This window comes from Paraburkholderia elongata (assembly GCF_013177735.1).
GTDB classification, from domain to species: domain Bacteria; phylum Pseudomonadota; class Gammaproteobacteria; order Burkholderiales; family Burkholderiaceae; genus Paraburkholderia; species Paraburkholderia elongata.
Genome location: NZ_WOEZ01000293.1, coordinates 54,281 through 74,121, shown reverse-complemented (window position 1 = coordinate 74,121; position 19,841 = coordinate 54,281). Strand labels below are relative to the sequence as shown.

The window sequence follows — 19,841 nt, the reverse complement described above, 5'->3', positions numbered from 1 at the left end:
AACTCACCCCCACAAGCCAACTCACCCCCACAAACCAACTCACCCCCACAAGCCAACTCACCCCCACAAGCCATTCTCCCCACCGTGCCGCTGCCCTCTGGCTGATCCTGCTCTACGGCGTGCCCGGCTTCGGCTACATCATCACTGCGACGTTCCTGCCGGTGATCGCGCGCCACGCGCTGCCGGGGTCGTCCTGGCCCGATCTGTTCTGGCCGATGTTCGGCGCGGCTTTGATCGTCGGGGCGTTGCTCGCGGCACGCCTGCCGGTGCATTTGGACAACCGTACGCTGCTCGCCGCCTGCTACGTGCTGCAAGCCGGCGGCATTGCGCTCGGCATCGTCTGGCCCACGGCGGGCGGCTTCTCGCTCGGCAGCATTCTGATCGGTTTGCCATTTACGGCCATCACCCTGTTCGCGATGCGCGAAGCGCGGCGTCTGCGTGGCGACAATGCGGCCGGCCTCATGGGCTATGCGACCGCGGCGTACGGCGTGGGCCAGATCGTCGGCCCACTGGTGGCCGCGCCGATTGCCGAACACACGGGGTCTTTTTCGCCGGCTTTGTGGCTGGCGGCGGGGGCGTTGCTGCTGGGCGCGGTCGGCCTGAGCATCGTGGCGCGCATGCCGCGTGGCCGCGGCCGCATGCCCGATTGCGGCTGCAACTAACGGCCTTTGCGGGCTGTGCACGCTGATGCGTAGTCGAGGCGACCGGCACCGGCTTTGAGCAATGCGGTGCGTTCCTCGGCGTCAACCGATCTCGCAAGTGCAAGTGCAAGTGCAAGTGCAAGTGCAAGTGCAAGTGCCAGCACCGTAAGCTCGGCCCCCGCCTTGCAACGAAAACACGGGCCTATCGAACCGCCCGCGAGCCAAATACCAAACCGAAAAACAAATAACCCACCGGCGCACTAAAATGACCGCTTTCCCGTCATCTCAGCGCGCCTGTCGCCGGGCGCGCCGCCTGCCATGCAACATTTCGCGTCCGACAACTATGCCGGCATCTGTCCCGAAGCGCTCGCCGCGCTGACCGCCGCCAACAATAGCGGCCACGAGCCGGCTTATGGCGACGACTCCTGGACCAACCAGGTCTGCGACCGCCTGCGGGATCTGTTCCAGACCGATTGCGAAGTGTTTTTCGTGTTCAACGGCACGGCCGCTAATTCGCTGGCGCTGGCGTCGCTGTGCCAGTCGTATCACTCGGTGATCTGCCATGAACTCGCGCACATCGAAACCGATGAATGCGGCGGCCCTGAATTCTTCTCCGGCGGCTCGAAGCTGCTGACCGCGCCGGGCGTCGGCGGCAAGCTCACGCCGGATGCGATCGAAGCGGTTGTCACGCGCCGCGCGGATATTCACTACCCGAAGCCAAAGGTCGTCACGCTGACCCAATCGACGGAAGTGGGCACTGTCTACACCGTCGAGGAAGTGCGCGCGATCGCAGCGATCGCGAAACGGCGTCATCTGAAAGTGCACATGGACGGCGCGCGGTTTGCGAACGCGGTCGCGGCGCTCGACGTGCATCCGTCCGAGATCACGTGGCGCGCGGGCGTCGACGTGTTGTGCTTCGGCGGAACCAAGAACGGCTTGCCGGTCGGTGAAGCCGTCGTGTTTTTCGACCGCTCGCTCGCCGACGATTTCGCCTACCGTCTGAAGCAGGCCGGTCAACTCGCCTCGAAAATGCGTTTCATCTCCGCGCCGTGGCTCGGTCTGCTGGATAACGACGTCTGGCTGCGCAACGGGCGTCATGCGAATGCGATGGCGGAATTGCTGCAAACTCGGTTGCAGGAAATCCCCGGCGTAAGCATCATGTTTCCGAGAGAATCGAACGCGGTCTTTGCGCAATTGCCCGCGCAGGCCGCCAAGGCAATGCGCGCGCGCGGCTGGAAGTTCTACGAGTTCATCGGCGCGGGCGGCTGCCGGCTGATGTGCGCCTGGGACACGCAGCCGGAAACCGTCGAGCGTTTCGCTGCGGAAGTGCGCGAGTTGTGCATGGCCTGAATCCGCATCGACTGCGCGCCTGGGCCCGGCCGGAACGGTGAACTTGAACCGGAAGCTGGAGCCAGGCGTACAAACAAAACCGCGCATCAGGTGCTGAACCAGCCACAGCGCGACATTCAACGCTGAACAACGCCGTGCACAAAACATAAGAGACGACCCACTCGCCATGACCGAATACCGATTTTGTCCGCGCTGCGCTACACCTTTGATTGAGCGCACCGATGCTGAACATGAAGGCGGCCGGATCCGCCAGACCTGTCCCGATACGGAATGCGGCTACGTCCATTGGAACAATCCGCTGCCGGTGGTGGCAGCGATCGTCGAATACGAGGGCAAGATCCTGCTCGCGCGCAACGCCGCATGGCCGGAAGGCATGTTCGCGCTGATCACCGGCTTTCTGGAAAACGGCGAGACCCCGGAAGAGGGTATCGCCCGCGAAGTGCTGGAAGAAACTTCGCTGCACGCGGAGACGGTCGAGTTGATCGGCGTGTACGAATTCATCCGCAAAAACGAACTGATCATCGCGTATCACGTGAAGGCGTACGGGACGGTCGCGCTGTCGCCGGAATTGCTCGAATACCGGCTGATCGAACCCGCCAAATTGCGTCCATGGCGTGCGGGCACCGGTCAGGCGCTCGGCGAATGGATGCGGCGGCGCGGCTTGCCGTTCGAGTTTGTCGAAAAGCCGGGGCAATAAGTGATGAACAACCCCGCACCCGCCACGCGCAGCGCCTACCCGCATTTTCTGCCGATCACCACACGCTGGATGGACAACGACGTCTACGGCCACGTCAACAACGTCGTCTATTACAGCTACTTCGACACGGTGGTGAACGAGTATCTGATCCGCGCAGGTGTGCTCGACTTCGAGCACGGCGCGACGATCGGCCTCGTGGTCGAGACGCATTGCAATTACTTCGCGCCGCTGGTGTTTCCGGAGCGGGTCGAAGCGGGCTTGCGGGTGGTGCGGCTCGGCACTTCGAGCGTGCGCTACGAAGTGGGCCTCTTCAAGGAGGGCGAAGATCAACCCGCCGCCCAAGGCCATTTCGTGCACGTGTATGTGGATCGCGTCACGCGCCGTCCGGTGCCGTTGCCCGGCGACTTGCGGGCGGCGCTCGAACCGCTGACCGTCGCTGTGCAGGCGGAATAGGCGCGTGCAGTCATTTGCCATCAATCTGCTCAACGGTGTCAGTTACGGCCTGCTGCTGTTCATGCTGTCGGCGGGCTTGACGCTGATTTTCAGCATGCTCGGAGTGCTGAATTTCGCGCACGCGAGCTTCTATATGCTCGGCGCGTACGTCGGCTTCTCGGTGGCCGCGCATGCGGGTTTCTGGAGCGCGCTGGTGATTGCGCCGCTGATCGTCGGCTTGATCGGCGCGGCGCTGGAGCGCTGGCTGCTGCGCCGTGTGCGTGTGCATGGTCATCTCCCCGAATTGCTGCTGACGTTCGGCGCCGCCTATCTGCTCGGCGAACTGGTCAAGCTCGGCTGGGGCTTGAGTCCGCTTAGCGCGACTGTTCCGGCCGCGCTCGACGGGCCGTTGTTCACTGTGTACGGTGCGGCCTTCGCACGCTATCGGGCCTTCATGATGGCGGTGTCGCTGGCGATGCTAGCGGTGCTCTACGCGGTGCTGCGCGTCTCGAAGGCGGGGCTGATCGTGCGCGCCGCGCTCACGCATGCGAGCGCCGTCGAGGCGCTTGGCCACAATGTGCCGCGTGTATTCACCGGCGTGTTCGCGGCGGGCACAGCGCTCGCCGCTCTCGCCGGCGTGATCGGCGCGCCGCTCTTCGTGATCGAACCGGCGATGGCGGAGTCGCTCGGCTCGATCGTATTCGTGGTGGTGGTGATCGGTGGGTTGGGCTCGTTGAGCGGGGCGCTGGCGGCGTCGCTGATCGTCGGTTGCGTGCAGACCTTTGCGGTGGCGAGCGACGTGTCATTGGGCGATCTCATAGCGGTATTCGGAGGCGCGCTGCCGGACGCATGGGACGCGCTGACGCTTGCGCAACTCGCGCCGCTGATTCCCTACCTGCTGCTTGTCGCGATGCTGGCGCTGCGCCCGCGTGGACTGTTCGGACGGCGTGACGATCATGCGTGAGCCGCTCGAAACGTTCACCGTGCTGGCAGCCCCGTCTCGCTCGATGTTGCGCAGCTTCGCGCCATGGCTCGCACTCGTCCTGTTCCTCGTCGTGCCGCCCTTGGTCTGGCCGCAAAGCTGGCTGCTCGCCTATCTTGCGCAGACCGCGACGATGATCGTGTTCGCGCTCTCGTACAACCTGCTGCTTGGCGAAACCGGCTTGCTGTCCTTCGGCCATGCCGCTTATTCCGGCCTCGGCGCGCTCATCGCGGCGCAAGTGTTCAACCGCATTGGCGTGCCGTTGGTGCTGCTGCCGTTGATCGGCGGCATCTGCGGTGCGCTGTGCGGGGTCCTGTTTGGTTTTGTATCGACGCGGCGTGCCGGGACCGCTTTCGCGATGATCACGCTCGGCATCGGCGAACTCGTCGCGGCGGCGGCATGGACGCTGCCCGACTGGTTCGGCGGCGAGGCCGGCGTGCCGATCGATCGCGCGAGTGGGCCGATGCTCGCAAGCTGGAGCTTCGGCCCGGCGCGCGAGGCGTATGCACTGATCGCGCTGTGGTGCGTGCTGGCGAGCGTGGCGATGTTCGCCCTGTCGCGCACACCGTTCATGCGGCTTGCCAACGCCGTGCGCGACAACCCGGCGCGTGCCGCGGCGATCGGCTGCTATCCGCGCCGCATCCGCTATGGCGTGGTGGTGATGTCGGCGTTTTTTGCGGGTATCGCAGGCACCCTGGGGCTGATCAATGTCGAACTGGTGTCGACGGAAAGCGTCGGCATGATGCGCTCGGGCGCCGTGCTGATCGCGACGGTGATCGGTGGCACCGCGGCGTTTTTTGGGCCGGTCGCGGGTGCGATCGTCCTGACGTTTTTCAGCGTCGCAGTGGCGAGCGTGACGCGGGCCTGGCTGTTCTATCTGGGGCTGTTCTTCATCGTGGTCGTGGTGGCGTCGCCGGATGGACTGGCGGGTTTCATGCAGCGGCACACGGCCCGCGTCGCTGCCTACGGCTGGCGCGTGTGCAGCAAGACGTATCTTTGGGGCACGGCCTCAGCGGTGCTGTGGACGCTGGCCGTCGTGCTCGCGGTGCAGTGGGCGTACGCCGTGCAATTCGGCACGGATGATGGCGCGGTTTTCAATGTCGTCAGCGTATCGCTGGAGAGGGCCTCGCCGCATCTTTGGCTCGGCCTTGCGGTGTTCATGCTGGCCGCGCTAGGGGGACTCGCTGCGCACTACGCGCTTCGCGCGCAAGCACGTCTCGCCGTTCGCGTCAGCGCCACGCCGATCACCGGAGACGCGCGATGATCCCAGCCCTCGCGGTCTACGGCATCGAAAAACGCTTCGGCGCTACACAGATTCTGCGTGGCGTCGATCTGGCGGTCGAGCCCGGCGAGCGCCATGCATTGATTGGGCCGAACGGCGCCGGCAAGTCGACGCTCTTCAATTTGATCGCTGGGGGCGCACGGCCGAACGCTGGGCGCATCGATCTGTTCGGCGCGGAGATCACGCGTCTGGCGCCGGCCGCGATCACGCGCCGTGGCCTCGCGCGCAGCTTCCAGACCACCAGCGTGTTCGGCCGCCTCAGCGTGTTCGACAATCTGCGCTGCGCGGCCATGCTGGCCGAGCGTCACCGCACGCGCTGGTGGCAGCGTTTCAGCGGCTCGCGCACGGTCGAGGCGCGCGCCGAGCAGGTGCTCGAAGCAGTGGGCTTGAGCGCGCGCCGGCATATACAGGCCGGCACACTCAGCTATGCCGAGCAGCGTGCGCTTGACCTCGGCCTCACGCTCGCGGGCGGCGCGCACACCTTGCTGCTCGATGAGCCTACCGCCGGCATGAACCGCGCCGAAGCGGCGCGCGCCATCGAACTGATTCGCGCGACCACCGCGGGCCGCACGCTGCTGATGGTCGAGCACGACATGGACGCCGTGTTCGCGATCGCCGACCGGATTTCCGTGCTGGTGCAAGGCCGCATCATCACGACCGGCACGCCGGCGGCGATTCGCGCGGATGCGACGGTGCGCGCCGCTTATCTTGGCGATGGTTTGCGCACATGACCGCTTTGCTCGACATTCGACAACTGAACGCCTGGTATGGCGCAAGCCAGGCCCTGCACGGCGTCACGCTGCAGATCGAGGCAGGCGAAGTCGTTGCGCTGGTCGGACGCAACGGCTCCGGACGCTCGACGCTGGCGCGCGCGATCATGGGCCTCGTGCGCAGCGAGGGCGAGCTGCGTTTCGCCGGCCATGCGCTCGGCGGCCTTCGCACCTTCGAGATTGCCCGCCTGGGGCTCGGTTACGTGCCTGAACATCGCGACGTCTTTCCGACGCTGAGCGTCCACGAGAATCTGCAACTCGGTGTGGCGCCGCGCGCTCGTGGACGCATCCCGCGCTTTGCCTTTGACGACGCCTACGAACTGTTCCCCGTCCTGCACGAAAGAAAACGCACGCGCGCCGGCGCGTTATCGGGCGGCGAACAGCAGATGCTGACGCTCGCCCGGGCATTGCTCGGCGACCCCGACCTGCTGGTTATCGACGAACCCGGCGAGGGGCTGGCCAGCCAGGTGATGGGGCAGGTTGCGCAGTGTCTGCGGGTGCTGCGTGATCGTGGCGTGGCGATGCTGCTGATCGAACAGCGGCTCGTGATTGCGCAAGACATCGCCAGTCGGGTTGCGGTGATGGGGCATGGCGAAATTGTCTTCGATGGCGCGCTCGCGTCGTTTGCGAAGCGGCCGGACGTGATGCAGGAGTGGCTCGGCGTGGGGTAGCCCAGGTGTACCGTAGCTGGCCTCGATTGCTCCGTCTTTAGCGCTTCAACGTGCGCCACGTCCCCAATCAACTGGCAGGCATTTCATCGCTTTTTATTGCAGCGCCGCATTCGCATTTGTGACCATTTTGCTGTCCTGATGTGCATGTCGTGCGCTGCGCGATGCACGCACACCTCGTTGCGCGCCCAAATCGCTTTCAGGATGCCGTTTGAATCCCGTTTGCGCGTAAGCCGCTCAAGCCCGATGCGTGGGGCTTTCCAATGACTCGTTGTAGCGATTCAAACGCTTGATCGTTTGGTGAGCGTCCTCCAGAAATCTTGTCGGCAACGCGCCGACAAATCAAGACAATCAGGTCAAAGGCGCGCAACGGCGGCATGGTGTTTAAAGCCGGCGTATGTGCGACGGACCATGCCGTGCCGGACGCGCGAAAGACGTGCCGCGGCTTCAGGAGGAGACATCATGAAACAGACAGGCGCATTGGGCGGAAAGTCGGCTGACGGCGTACAGGCGAAGGCCTTGCCGCGACCGCTTCAAAGGATGCTGCCGCTTCGAATGGCGCGATCACCGCTCGGAGAAACGTGGCGTACGCGCGCCGGGGCGGGCGCCGCACTGGTGACGGCCGCACTGCTGATGTCCGCATGCGCCGACGCGAGTTCGACGACGGGCGATGCGGCATCCGCACCGTCGACACAAACGAGCGCGCCAGCGAACGCTGTGAGCAACAACGATAGTCCGCTGACCGCAAAATCGCAGCTGGAAGTGGGACTCGCCGCCAACGCCGCCAGTGCCGCCAACGCCACGAACAGCGCCGCCGCCGCGAGCGCCGATCAACCTGCCTCCGCTTCGCGTCCCACGCTTGAACTTGCCAAAGCCAAACAACTGGCTGCCGAACAGAATGTCGCCGGACGTGTGCCATCTGCAAGTGGCATGACCGAGAAGCGTAGCCGTCCGCTGACGCTGCGCGATTCCGGCATCGACGGTTCGTTGATGTTCGCGCGCGACGTCGACTTTCGCGTGACCGGCGACATCGGCTTCATGATTCACGACATGGCTGCGACGCTGGCCTCGACGCATGCCGGTCAGCCGATCGTGTTCGACGATCCGACCAGCGTGACGATCAACGTCCACCGCGGCGAGGTCACGCTCGACAGCGCCAAGCTCACCGCGATTTTCGACCGTTACCTGTTCCAGTATCAGGGCTCGCCGCTGCGCAATATGCGTGTCGTGCCGCAAGACGGCGACACCCTGCGCATCACGGGCGAAATGCATCGCGACACATGGGTGCCGATCGTGCTGACTGGATCGCTGTCGATGCGCAACGCCGACGATCTCGTGTTCCATGCCAACCACGTCGAAGTGGCCGGCGTCGGCGCCGACAAGCTGATGCAGGCCGCGCACGTGAAGATGGCCGACCTGTTGAAAGTGGACACGCCGATCGCGCGTCTCGACGGCGACGACGTCGTGATGCAGGTGGCCAAACTCACGCCGCCGCCCGCGTTGCGCATGACGATCACAAGGATCGACACCAGTTCTGCGGGCGTGCGCTTCACGCTCGACGACCACACGGTCCAGAAAATCGACTGGCCCGCGACGATGCCGCCGCGCGGCATGCTGGTGCAGGGCGGCGACGTGAAGTTCATGCGTTCGGTGCCGATGAACATCGACATGGCACTGACGCCGCTCGATACGAACGCGCCGTTTGTGTTCGACCTGTACCACTACCGCGACCAGATGGCGGCCGGCTACTTCACCTTCGACGAGGCGGGCGCATTGGACGTGCACCTACCGTCATATACGACGCTAGCCAGCGCTGCGAAAGATGTGCCGATGCAGATGGGCAGCGCGGGTGCGCGTTTTAACGACAGCTTCATTCGTGCGCAGCAGACGTCGCTCGCGCGGGCGCGCCTCGTGTGGCAACACGTGCCGCAGACTTTGCGGACCGCGTCGGTTGCACGCGCAATCCCGGTCGGCACACGAGCGGCGTTTTCCGGTCAGAGCATGGCGACACCCGGCTCCGCGATCAGCGACGAGCGGCATTCGTCGGGACCTGCGCCGTTGATTCACGTCGAGAATGTCGACTTCTACGTATCGGGCCGAATCGGCTTTCATGTACGTTCGCTGGATGCGCAGATGGTGCCGAAGAAGCCGGGTCAACCGGTCGATCTCGACGACCCCGACCAGCACGACATTCGGATTATTGGCGGCGAAGTGGTCGAGCCGTGGCCTGCGATGGCGGCGTTGTTCAACGATTACCTGCTCGACTATGAGCCGCGTTCGCTGAACGATTTGCAGTTGAAGCCGGTGGACGGCAAGTTGGAGGTGACGGGCGGGATCAAGTTATGGAATCACTTTCCTGGCGTGTGGCTGCCCACGACGATGAGCGGCACGATCGTGGCCAAGGATGAGCGGCACCTTGTTTATGAACCGACTTCGGTGAAGGTGCTAGGGGTGCCGCAGGCGGGGTTGTTGCGGGCGCTGGATATTCCGTTGGCGTCGTTGACGCCCTTTACGCGCAAGGGGGTGGCGCTGAAGGGCAACGAGTTGGTGTTCGATCAAACTACGGTGTTTCCGCCGCCGGTTTTGCAGGGGCGGCTGGCGAGTGCCACGGTGACTGATGAAGGGTTGGTGTTGAAGTTCAAGCGCGATAGTTCTGTTGTTGCTGCGAGGCCGCCTGTGGGGGCGGCGAAGAGTTTTGTTTGGATCGAATCGGGTGATGTGAAGATGTTTAATTCGTTGGTCACGAATGCCAGGACTTTTATTAAAGATAGTTCCAATCGTGGGGTGATGAAGTTTGATCTTTATGGGTATCGGAGGGATGTTTCCAAAGGGACTGTGAGGATGGGGGAGGATGGGGGATTGGAGGTGGATCTCGCCGCTAGGAAATAGCGGGGTTTTTGCCTGCGCGGCGCTTTGTCTGTTCGCCTGTGGTGTTGGCCTTTCCTTGAATTGATATTGGTCTATTAGCGTCGCTCCTGTGCGGGGCAAGCACCTACTTTTCTTTGCCTGCCGCAAAGAAAAGTAGGCAAAAGAAAGCGGCTCGAACCCCCTGCTAAGCGGGTCCCCCGCGCAGTAGCGGTAGTGGAGCATCTGGAATCTGTGTCCTCGCACATTCGGCGCACGTGACAAGGGCGTCATACTTCCGGCGGCGCTGCGCGCGCCGAAGGGTAATTCATAGAACCATTCGGTCGTTTTCGCGCTCACGGCTCATTCGGCGCGGTGGCTCGGCGCCCATAACGCCAATCGCCACTAACACTTCGGTCCTTTATTCGAGGTGCGAATCGAAATTTCGAGCTTGTTCGACATGGTGATAAGCCGGAGGTCGAGAAGCAATACTTCGAATATCCCGAGGTACTCTCGCCTTCGGCATTCGGCATTCGGCATTCGGCATTCGGCATTCGGCATTCGGCATTTCGCCGAGGCGAAGCCGACGGCTCCCACCACGCCCAAACGAAGCCCCCGGTTTCTCTGGAAGCCCCGTCCGCGACGCACGCAGTGCGGAGTGGGAGCTGATGAGCCCTTTGTCACTCACGTCGAATGTGCGAGGGCACGGATTCCAGATGCACCACTACGGCGACTGTGCGGGGGACCCGCTTAGCAGGGGGTTCGAGCCGCTTTCTTTTGCCTACTTTTCTTTGCGGCAGGCAAAGAAAAGTAGGTGCCTGCCCCGCACAGGGGCGACGCTAATAAACCAATAAGAATTCAAGGAGAGGCCAACGCCATAGGCAAGCAGACAACAAGCGCCGCGCAGGCAAACAAATCAACGAAAGGCCAACGCCGTAGGCGAACAGACATAAAACGCTCCGCAGGAAAAAACCTTAACCATCCTTATTAATAATCCACTCATGCGCCGGATCATTGCGGAAATGCCAAACCCTCTGCCCCCCAGCCATAACATTCAAATAATAAGACTCATACCCGTAGGGAACGACAACCGGATGATACCCACGCGGCACCATCACGACATCGTGATCCTCAACAGCCATCGATTCATCGATATCACGCATATCGGTATACACACGCTGAAAAGCAAACCCCTGCGGCGGATCGAGCCGATGATAGTAAGTCTCTTCGAGCGAACTCTCATGAGGCACATTATCGGTATCGTGCTTATGCGGCGGATAGCTGGACGCATGCCCCCCAGGCGTCCGAACCTCAACCACCAGCAAAGACTCCGCAAGCTCAGTCTGCGGAAGAATATCGTATACGTATCGCGTATTTAACCCCTTCCCGCGCGTGGAGCGCTTCATCGTAGAAGGCTCGATCAACCTCGCCGGATACGCACCCTTGGCAGGCGCACTCGCCACGCCAACCTCTGCATCGCGGCAGGCGCGAACCGTCGCCCGCACGCCAGGCGGCAAATACACTGCATACGGCGCGGAATCCTCGAACACGCTATCGCGCGAACCCACCGAACTCCATGTGTTGTCAGCAGTTTCAATATCCACCGCGCCCGTGAGAACCACAATACAAACCTCTCGCGACGGCTCGAATACATGCACAACCTCATTCTCGCCCAGCCGGTAAGCGGCAAACCCCACATACCGCCAACACGCCGACTCCGGCGTCACCCGCGCGATCGTTTGGCCCTCGCGCTGCGCCTTCACCAATAAGCTCATGCTGCCTCCTGCGTCGCGCCACCCGCGTCGAGCGGTGCGTCGACCAATGCTCGCAATGTCCGATATCCCTTTTGCGCATACTCAAACGACGGCGCGACCACCGGATCCTGTTCCGCTTCAACCACCAGCCAGCCGCGATAACCATGCCGCTTCAATCGATCGATGATCGCCGGGAAGTTCACCGCGCCATCGCCCGGTACAGTGAATGCGCCGTTGATCACGGCATCGAGAAAACTCCAGTTGCGATTGCGCGCCAGCTTCATCACCGCCGGTCGAACGTCCTTGCAGTGCACATGACACACGCGGTCAATGTGCTTGTCGAGTACGGCGAGCGGATCGCCGCCCGCAAAGGTGATATGCCCGGCGTCGAACAGCAGGCCAACCGCATCGCTCGTACGTGACATCAACTGATCGACGTCAGCCGGCGTCTCGACATACGCGCCCATGTGATGGTGGTAGGCAAGCCGCACACCGCGGCTCAGCGTATAGCGCGCGAATTCGTCGACGCGCGCCGCGTACGCGGCCCACTGAGCGTCGCTAAAAAAACGCGGGCGTTGATACAGCGGTTGTGGTGCACCCTGGATCGAATCGGCGACTTCGCCGTAAACCATCGCCGTCGCGCCGTTCTGTGCCAGCAGTTCGAGATGCGGGCCCACGGAGGCGATTTCTTCCTCCACGCTGCGCCGCGCGAGTCGTCCGGAGTACCAACCGGATACCAAGGCCAGATCGTATTGAGCAAGCAGCGCCTTCAATGCCTGCGGCTCACGCGGAAATTTGTTGCCGAGTTCGAAGCCCTGATAGCCGATCTGGCGTCCTTCGGTCAGCGCGACCTCAAGCGGTGTTTCGCCGCCGAGCGAAGGCAGATCGTCGTTCATCCACGATAAGGGGTTGATGCCGATACGTACGTCGAAAGCAGTCATGCGGACTTCCTCATTCGTTGTCGATGCGGCCGGGGCGGTCGCTGGGATCGGCGGGCGCAGAGCGTGCGGCGAGTTGCGCGTCGTATTGCGAACGTGCGGCGCGCACGGTGTCGCGCGCCGATACTTCGGGCACGGCGACTTCCCACCACCAGCCGCCGTCGTCAGTGGTACGGGCGGGGTCGGTGTCGATACTGATCACGTACGTGCGATCGGCGGCGCGCGCACGTTGCAGCGCGCTTTCAAGTTCGGCGATATTCTCGACGTGCTCGGCCTGCGCGCCGAGTGCCCGCGCATGGGCGGCGAAGTCGATCCTCGGTGCGCCGAGTGGGCCCTGCATGCAGTCGTCGAGCAAGTTGTTGAATGGCGCGCCACCGCAGGCCTGCTGCAAGCGGTTTATGCAGCCGTAGCCGCGATTGTCGAGCACCACCACGATCAGCTTTGTGCCGATCATCACCGAGCTCGCGATCTCACTGTTCATCATCAGATAGCTGCCGTCGCCGAGCATCACGATCACTTCACGCGCCGGCCGCGCAAGCTTGACGCCGAGGCCGCCGGCAATCTCATAGCCCATGCACGAGTAGCCGTATTCGACGTGATACGCCCCCGGTTTGCCCGCGCGCCATAGCTTGTGCAATTCGGCCGGCAAGGTTCCCGCCGCGCATACGACGATGTCGTCGATCGCGGACCGCGCGCTCGAACGCTGCACCGCGCCGATCACGTCGCCTTCGTACGGCAGCACGGTGTCGCGTTGCGGCGCATGCGTGAGCGTGCTCACGGTATCGCGCCAGCTCGCCGCGAGTTTGTGCGCGCGCGTGGTCCATGTGCGGTCCGCGTGCCAGCCTTGCAGGGGCTCGGCGAGCGCATCCAGTGCAAGACGTGAGTCGGCCTCGACCGCCAGCGCGCGATGCTTGAGGCCGTCGAACGGATTCGCGTTGATGCCGATCACGTCGGCCTGCGTGAACAATGTGTTCGAACCGGTGGTGAAGTCCTGCAAGCGTGTGCCTATCGCCAGCACGCAGTCGGCATCGTGGGCGAGCGCATTGGCGGCAGGCGAGCCGGTCACACCCAACGCGCCGGCGTTCAACGGATCGTTCCACGCTAGCGAACCCTTGCCGGCCTGCGTTTCCGCCACCGGAATGCCGTGCGCGGCGGCGAAGCGGTGCAGCGCATCGGTCGCGCGGCCATAGAGCACGCCGCCGCCCGCGACGATCAGTGGCCGCTTTGCGCGGCGCAGACGGGCAACCGCCGCGTCGATTTCTTCGGCGCGCGGCGCAGGGGAGTAAAACGTAACGACGCGCGGCGCAAAGAAGTCGGCAGGGAAATCCCATGCCTGCGCTTGCACGTCCTGAGGCAGCGCGAGCGTGACGGGACCGCACAACGCGGCGTCGGTGAGCACACGCAAGGCGCGCGGCAACGCATTGAGCAACTGTGCCGGATGCACGATGCGATCGAAGTAGCGCGACACCGGCTTGAATGCATCGTTGGCGGAGACACCGCCGTCATGGAAATCTTCGACCTGCTGCAACACCGGATCGGGCGCGCGCGAGATGAACACGTCGCCGGGCAGCAGCAGCACGGGCAGACGGTTCACATGCGCGAGCGCGGCTGCGGTGATCAGATTGGTCGCGCCGGGGCCGATCGAAGTCGTGACGGCCATCATGCGGCGACGGAAATGCGCCTTCGCATAGGCGATCGCGCTGTGCGCCATCGCCTGTTCGTTGTGGGCGCGCAGTGTGGGCAACGCTTCGCGATGCTGATACAAGGCCTCGCCCATTCCCGCCACATTGCCATGCCCGAAGATCGCGAACACGCCGCCAAAGAGCGGCTCGGTGCCGGTGCCGTCTTCGGTCGTGACGCGAAGCGCTGCGAGGTGGCGAACCAGCGCCTGGGCGGTCGTCAAGCGGACGGTGCCGCCCGATGGTGCGTGTGCCTGGGTGGCGTCGTTGGCGGACGCCGCGTCATGATGCAATACGCGCTGATTCATGCCGCCTGCTCCTGATGTGCGTGGCTCGCCGTGGTGAACTGCGTGCTTGTCGCTCCGCGCGTCGCACGCCATGATGCGATCAGCGTTTCGAACGTGTGGCGCACCCGTGCGATCAGTTCGTCATCGCCGATCTCACCGGCGAGCCAGGCATGGCTCGGCTCGTGAAAAATCGTGCGACCCACGGTAAAGCCCCGGCATGTCGCCGATTGTGCCGCTGCGCGAAATCCCTCGTTCAATTGCTCGACTCCCGCCGACAACCCGAGCAACACCACGCCACGGCAGTACGGATCGCGCTCGGCGATCAGCGCGTCGACGGCTTGCCATTGTTCGGCGTCCATCGGTTCGAGCTTCCACCATTCCGGATAGATGCCTATGTTGTATAGCCGCTTCAACGCGCGATAGACGATGTCCGGTGCTTGCGGCAGATGGGCGTGCTTCGGCGGAATCACTTCGAGTAGCAATTCGTGGCCGCTCGCTTGCGTCGCGTCGTAAAGCGCACGCAGTTGCGCTTCCTGTTCGAGGCGTTGTTCGACCGGTTCGTCGGGATGAAATTGCACGAGGCACTTGGCGATGTGTCCCTGCGGCCACGCGATCAGCGTTGTGCCGATCGAGCGGCCGTGGTCGAACACGAGCGGCACGGAGCCGGGTAGCTCAACCGGCCGGCCGATCCACCAGCCGCGGCCGGTGGCTGCGTTCAATGCGTCCTGACCGTAGCGGTCGTCGCTCAATATGCCGATGCGGCCTTGCAAACCCAAGGCGGTTTCCGTCTGCGCGACAGCTTCGACGAACAAGCCCTTCAGTTTCGCGATGCGCGCTTCGTCGGCGCCGGTCTGCTGCGCGAGTTCGAAGAACTGGTTGCGGTGGTCGAACGCGAAGCCGAGTACTTCATCCCATTGTTTGCGGGCAGGGGAGACGCGATGCAGGCGTGCGAGCGTCGCATCGCGGTCGGGGCGGCGCATGCGTTGCGGATCGGCCTTGGCTTCGCGAAGGAAGTAGTCGAGTTCGGCGGGCGTCGGCATCGCGGGCGCACAGCCGTGACGCGAGACGACCAGCGCGCCGCTGGCATTCGCCGCACGCGCGCAAGCTTCGAGCGGTTGATCGCGCAACCATCCGGAGAGAAATCCCGATGCAAATGCATCGCCCGCGCCGAGCACGTTCAACACTTCCACCTCGACGCCGCCATGAATCGGCGCATTATCAAGCGTTGCGGGCACTTTGCCGTCGATGATCTGGCAGCCCATCGGCCCGCGCTTCAGAACTAGTGTGGCCGGTGTCACGGCGCGCACCATCGCAAGTGCTTCGACGAGCTCGGTCTTGCCGCCGGCGATGCGGAACTCCTCCTCAGTGCCGATCACCAGATCGAACAAAGGCAGAATGCGCTGCAAATGCGCGGTCACGCCTTCGCTCGCGACGAAGCGGGTTTCGCCATCCGCCTTGTCCGTGAGACCCCACAACACAGGGCGATAATCGATATCGAGCACGGTGCGCACATTATTGCGTCGCGCGTAATCCAGCGCGCGACGGCTCGTACGGTTCACCTGCTCGGTCGAAAAGTGCGTGCCGGTAATCAGCAGCGCTTTCGATGACGCAATGTACGCCTCATCGAAATCGGCTTCATCCACCGCCATATCCGCGCAGTTCTCGCGATAGAAGATCAGCGGAAACGTATCGCGATCTTTCAGACCTAGCAGAACGAGCGCGGTCAGGCGCTCCTGATCGACGCGGACATGACTGACGTCGCAGCCTTCCTTCGTCAAGGTCTCGGTGAGAAAACGGCCCATGTGATCGTTGCCGACGCGAGCCAGCATCGCCGATGCGAGCCCGAGCCGCGCGCAACCGAACGCGATATTCGCCGACGAACCGCCGAGATACTTCGCGAAGCTCGACACGTCTTCGAGTCGTGCGCCCACTTGCTGCGCGTACAGATCGACTGCGAGGCGGCCAAGACAGACGATGTCGCGGCTGCGGTCCGGCGCGAAACAGCTCGGCGTAGCCGCCGAAGCGGACGTGGGCCCGTTACCGTTCACGATCCCCGTTCTGCTGGATGTGCTGGAATGATCCATGAATATTCCTGAATAGCTGAGCGCGGGCTCGGGCGTAACAAGCGCCGGAAACCCGCGCGAATAAATCAGATCGTCGCGCCGTCGAGCTCGCCGATCATCTTCTGCATTTCGGCTCCGCCGGCCATCATGTCGAGCACTTCGTCCTTGCTGATGGTGTCCTTCGTGAACGTGCCGAGCGATTTGCCGCGATTGAGCAGCGTGAACGAATCGCCGATTGGATAAGCGTGGTGCACGTTGTGCGTGATGAAGATCACCGAGATGCCTTTCGCGCGCGCCGTGTGGATCAACTTCAGCACGTTGAAGCTCTGCTTGACGCCGAGCGCGGCGGTCGGCTCGTCGAGAATCAGCACGCGCGCGCCGAAGTGAATCGCCCGCGCAATTGCCAGACATTGCTTCTCGCCGCCAGACATGGTGCCGATCGGCTGATGCGGGTCGCGCACGTTGATGCCCATCTCAGCGAGCTTGTCGCGTGCGGTGGTAGCGCTCGTTTCGAGGTCCATCACCCTCAGAAAGCCGAACAGTTTCTTCTGCGGCTCGCGTCCCATGAAGAAGTTGCGTGCAACGGAGAGCAACGGCACCAGCGCCAGATCCTGATAGACGGTGGCGATGCCGAGATCGAGCGCGTCTTTCGGCGAATCGAACCGCACCGGTTTGCCATCCACCAGATATTGACCGGAGGAGGGTTGATGCACGCCGGCGAGCGTCTTGATCAGCGTCGACTTACCCGCGCCGTTGTCGCCGAGCAGGCAATGCACTTCACCGCGCTTCAGACGCAAGGTCACGCCGCTCAGCGCGATGACCTGGCCGAAGTACTTGCTGACGTTTTCGAGCGCGAGGATCACGTCTTCCTGCGGTTCAGCCGCAGTGTTCACGGTATTCGTATCGGACATGGTCGTCTCCTCGTTACGACTGCGCGACGCGGCGGCGCACGTAGTGATTGAACAGCACGGCGATCAGCAGCATCACGCCGAGGAACACGCGGAACCAGTCGGAGTCGACGTTCGTGTAGGTGATGCCGATCTGCACGACGCCGAAGATCAGCGCGCCGAAGCAGGCGCCGATCACCGAGCCGTAGCCGCCAGTCAGCAGCGTGCCACCGATTACCGCCGCGATGATGGCTTCGAATTCGGCCTGCAGCCCGCGGTCGGCCGCGGCCGACCCGATGTCGCACACTTGCAGCACGGCGAACAGGCACGCACAGAACGCGGTCAACACGAAAAGCGAGATCTTCACGCGCCGCACCGGCACGCCGACGTTCTTCGCCGCGTTGGCGTCGCCGCCGACCGCGAAAATCCAGTTGCCGAAGCGGGTCTTGGCGAGGGTGAACGCGCAGACCGCGGCAAGCGCGAACCACCAGAGCAGGACTTTCGGAATGCCAGGCACGAGCGGATTGCCGTTGTCGAGCAGTTTCACGACACCGATGTGGCCGAGCCAGACGAACAGGCCCTTGAACGCGACACCCTGGAACAAGGTATGGGCGAGCCAGTCGTGAGCGGCGACGTCGCCCACGCCGGAGATGATCGTGCGGTCGGCGAACATGACCGACAGGGCCAGCGTGAGCCCACGCAGGATGAACAGAAACGCCAGCGTCACGATGAATGACGGCAGCCGCGTGCGCATCACCAGATAGCCGTTGAGCGCGCCGAGCAGCATCGATCCGGCGAACGCGAACACGATCGACAAGGCAATCGGCCAATGGAAGTACATCGTGGGCAGCGCGACCATCATGCCCGAAAAGCCGATCATCGAACCGATCGACAGATCGAATTCGCCGGCAATCATCAGCAGGCACGCACCGACTGCGATCAGGCCGAGATACGCGGCCACTTGCGACCAGTTCATCACGCCGTCGAGGTTGAACATGCCGGAGTTGCCGGCCGCCACGCCAAACACGAGGAACACCATCACGGTGCCGGCGAGGGCGGCGAATTCCGGACGGTTCAGCAGATGCCGGAACCACGATTCCTGGCGCACACGTTCATCGGCCGCCGCGGGTGCACCGCTGGACGTCCCCGTGCCGGAAGGGGGCTGCTTGCGGGGATGAGGGTGGAAGGGGTTGGCTACGCCCATTGAAGCTCTCCTTGATGCGCCCGGGGATGGCAGTCGCGAACGAACTATTAACGAACCGCAATCGGACCGCATGGCGCGTGATGCACGTAAAACGTGGTGAACGCAGGCGTGGGGCGGCCTGGCCAGTTGCGGCCGGCCGCGTCCACTTTCTTCATACCTGCCGGAACGGTTCTCCCGTGTCCGTACTTCCAGCGAAATGCGTTAGCGATACTGCCCGGCGTACTTGACCACCTTGTCGATATTGGCCTTGGTGATGAAGCCCGGACCGGAACCGATATTGCGCGGCCCATAGGCAGGCGCCAGGCCGTAGGTGGCGAGGCGTTGCTGGAATTTCGGATTTGCCTCCAGGAACTGGCGGATCTTCGCCGGATCTGTGGTGTGTTCCTTTTTCACGATGGCCAGTACGGCGACCGGGATATAGCCTTGCAGGTAGGGTTGCTGGTCGATCGCGAACTGGATCGTGCCGTCCTGGATGCCCTTCGCGATGTCACTGTCGAAATCGAATGTCGCGAACCAGACCTTGCCGGCGAGACCCATCTGCTGCAGCGCCTTGATCGTCGGCGCTGCCGACAGCGGACCGAGGGTGAGCACCGCCTGAGTGTTCGGGTGATTGCGCAGATACGCGCTCACTTTCGATTGCACACCGGTCGGGTCCTGGCCGGCGTCGAGCGTGGAGGACTTGAAGTCGACGCCGATTGCGTCGCCAAAGCCCCGGCAGCGTTCGAACGAAGCAGGGTTGGTCGCGTAATGGTTGACGCACAGGAACGACTTGATGCCCGCTGCCTTCGCCTTTTCGCCCGCCGCTTTGCCAGCGGTGTATTCAGGCTGACCGACGTGCATGATCGCGCCAAGCTGCGCGCTTTGCGCCTCAGTGCCCGAGTTGATCGTGACGAGCGGGATGTGTTTCTCAGTGACCTTGGCGATCGCGCTCTTGAGTACGTCGAAGTCGGCGATCGAGACGATCACGCCGTCGTAGTTGCGCGCGGCAGCCTGCTCGACGAGGCGCGCCATATCGGCGATGTCGCCGTTCGGCGGATTGCGGTAGTCGGTCTCGACGTTGAAATCTTCGTCGGCCTGTTTGATGGCGTTCTTGATGGTGTTCCACCACGAATCCGAATCCGGCGCGTGGCTGATCAGCACGAAGTGAGCGTCAGCCGCGCGGGCGGCCGACGCCGCACCGAATCCCATCGTCAACGTCAACGCCGTCACCAGAATCCTGAGCGTAGCCTTGCCCTTGCAAAGTCTCATTGTCTCCACCTTTCTCGGTCTGTCGTTATTGAAGGGAGCGTCTGGCGGCGGCCTTTCGATTGCGTGCGTTGCGGCATGCATCAGCCGATGCGTCATCGCTCACGATCAAGATTAG

The 19,841-nt window shown here is 63.2% G+C and carries 16 protein-coding genes; 9 read left to right on the top strand and 7 right to left on the bottom strand.

Translation table 11 applies throughout. The features are described 5' to 3' along the window. From GNZ13_RS47835 to GNZ13_RS47795, 9 genes are all read left to right on the top strand, one after another. On the top strand, positions 1-662 hold a 662-nt coding region (locus tag GNZ13_RS47835; protein WP_236002516.1), incomplete at its 5' end, for a YbfB/YjiJ family MFS transporter. A 297-nt stretch (positions 663-959) separates the two neighbouring features. Beyond that, a complete protein-coding gene (locus GNZ13_RS47830) occupies positions 960-1,991 on the top strand; it encodes a threonine aldolase family protein (RefSeq protein ID WP_172178131.1) in 1,032 nt (343 codons plus the stop codon). Positions 1,992-2,157: 166 nt separating this feature from the next. Beyond that, positions 2,158-2,688, top strand: coding sequence for an NUDIX domain-containing protein (locus tag GNZ13_RS47825; protein ID WP_172178129.1), 531 nt, complete (start codon positions 2,158-2,160; stop codon positions 2,686-2,688). 3 nt (positions 2,689-2,691) lie between these two features. Then, positions 2,692-3,141, top strand: coding sequence for an acyl-CoA thioesterase (locus GNZ13_RS47820; protein ID WP_172178127.1), 450 nt, complete (start codon positions 2,692-2,694; stop codon positions 3,139-3,141). Positions 3,142-3,145: 4 nt separating this feature from the next. Continuing rightward, positions 3,146-4,084: a branched-chain amino acid ABC transporter permease gene (locus tag GNZ13_RS47815; protein ID WP_172178125.1), complete on the top strand. Its 939-nt coding sequence runs from the start codon at positions 3,146-3,148 to the stop codon at positions 4,082-4,084. A gap of 43 nt (positions 4,085-4,127) precedes the next feature. Further along, positions 4,128-5,366 carry a branched-chain amino acid ABC transporter permease gene (locus GNZ13_RS47810; protein WP_236002519.1) on the top strand — a complete coding sequence of 413 codons (1,239 nt, stop codon included), beginning with the start codon at positions 4,128-4,130 and terminating at the stop codon, positions 5,364-5,366. Continuing rightward, positions 5,363-6,115 carry an ABC transporter ATP-binding protein gene (locus GNZ13_RS47805; RefSeq protein ID WP_172178123.1) on the top strand — a complete coding sequence of 251 codons (753 nt, stop codon included), beginning with the start codon at positions 5,363-5,365 and terminating at the stop codon, positions 6,113-6,115. The genes GNZ13_RS47810 and GNZ13_RS47805 overlap by 4 nt, the downstream gene beginning before the upstream one ends. Further along, positions 6,112-6,825 carry an ABC transporter ATP-binding protein gene (locus tag GNZ13_RS47800; protein WP_172178121.1) on the top strand — a complete coding sequence of 238 codons (714 nt, stop codon included), beginning with the start codon at positions 6,112-6,114 and terminating at the stop codon, positions 6,823-6,825. The genes GNZ13_RS47805 and GNZ13_RS47800 overlap by 4 nt, the downstream gene beginning before the upstream one ends. A gap of 537 nt (positions 6,826-7,362) precedes the next feature. Continuing rightward, complete coding sequence (locus GNZ13_RS47795; RefSeq protein WP_407945714.1) at positions 7,363-9,711, top strand: hypothetical protein; 2,349 nt, start codon at positions 7,363-7,365, stop codon at positions 9,709-9,711. Between the two features lie 929 nt (positions 9,712-10,640). Here GNZ13_RS47795 and iolB read toward each other — a convergent pair. The 7 genes from iolB to GNZ13_RS47760 all read right to left on the bottom strand — a co-directional run bounded on the left by iolB (position 10,641) and on the right by GNZ13_RS47760 (position 19,726). Continuing rightward, positions 10,641-11,441, bottom strand: a complete 801-nt coding sequence (gene iolB, locus GNZ13_RS47790) for a 5-deoxy-glucuronate isomerase (RefSeq protein WP_172178119.1) — start codon at positions 11,439-11,441, stop codon at positions 10,641-10,643. Beyond that, on the bottom strand, positions 11,438-12,361 hold the full coding sequence (gene iolE, locus GNZ13_RS47785; RefSeq protein ID WP_172178117.1) for a myo-inosose-2 dehydratase: 924 nt from the start codon (positions 12,359-12,361) through the stop codon (positions 11,438-11,440). The genes iolB and iolE overlap by 4 nt, the downstream gene beginning before the upstream one ends. A gap of 10 nt (positions 12,362-12,371) precedes the next feature. Beyond that, a complete protein-coding gene (iolD, locus tag GNZ13_RS47780; protein WP_172178115.1) occupies positions 12,372-14,345 on the bottom strand; it encodes a 3D-(3,5/4)-trihydroxycyclohexane-1,2-dione acylhydrolase (decyclizing) in 1,974 nt (657 codons plus the stop codon). Next, entirely contained in the window at positions 14,342-16,408 is a 2,067-nt protein-coding gene (locus GNZ13_RS47775; RefSeq protein ID WP_172178113.1) for a bifunctional 5-dehydro-2-deoxygluconokinase/5-dehydro-2-deoxyphosphogluconate aldolase, read from the bottom strand. Before GNZ13_RS47775 ends, iolD begins: the two co-directional genes overlap by 4 nt. A 65-nt stretch (positions 16,409-16,473) precedes the next feature. Continuing rightward, positions 16,474-17,298 carry an ATP-binding cassette domain-containing protein gene (locus tag GNZ13_RS47770; RefSeq protein WP_172178111.1) on the bottom strand — a complete coding sequence of 275 codons (825 nt, stop codon included), beginning with the start codon at positions 17,296-17,298 and terminating at the stop codon, positions 16,474-16,476. 13 nt (positions 17,299-17,311) lie between these two features. Further along, entirely contained in the window at positions 17,312-18,478 is a 1,167-nt protein-coding gene (locus tag GNZ13_RS47765; protein ID WP_172178109.1) for an ABC transporter permease, read from the bottom strand. 201 nt (positions 18,479-18,679) lie between these two features. Further along, positions 18,680-19,726 carry a sugar ABC transporter substrate-binding protein gene (locus GNZ13_RS47760; RefSeq protein WP_172178107.1) on the bottom strand — a complete coding sequence of 349 codons (1,047 nt, stop codon included), beginning with the start codon at positions 19,724-19,726 and terminating at the stop codon, positions 18,680-18,682. Positions 19,727-19,841: the final 115 nt, after the last annotated feature.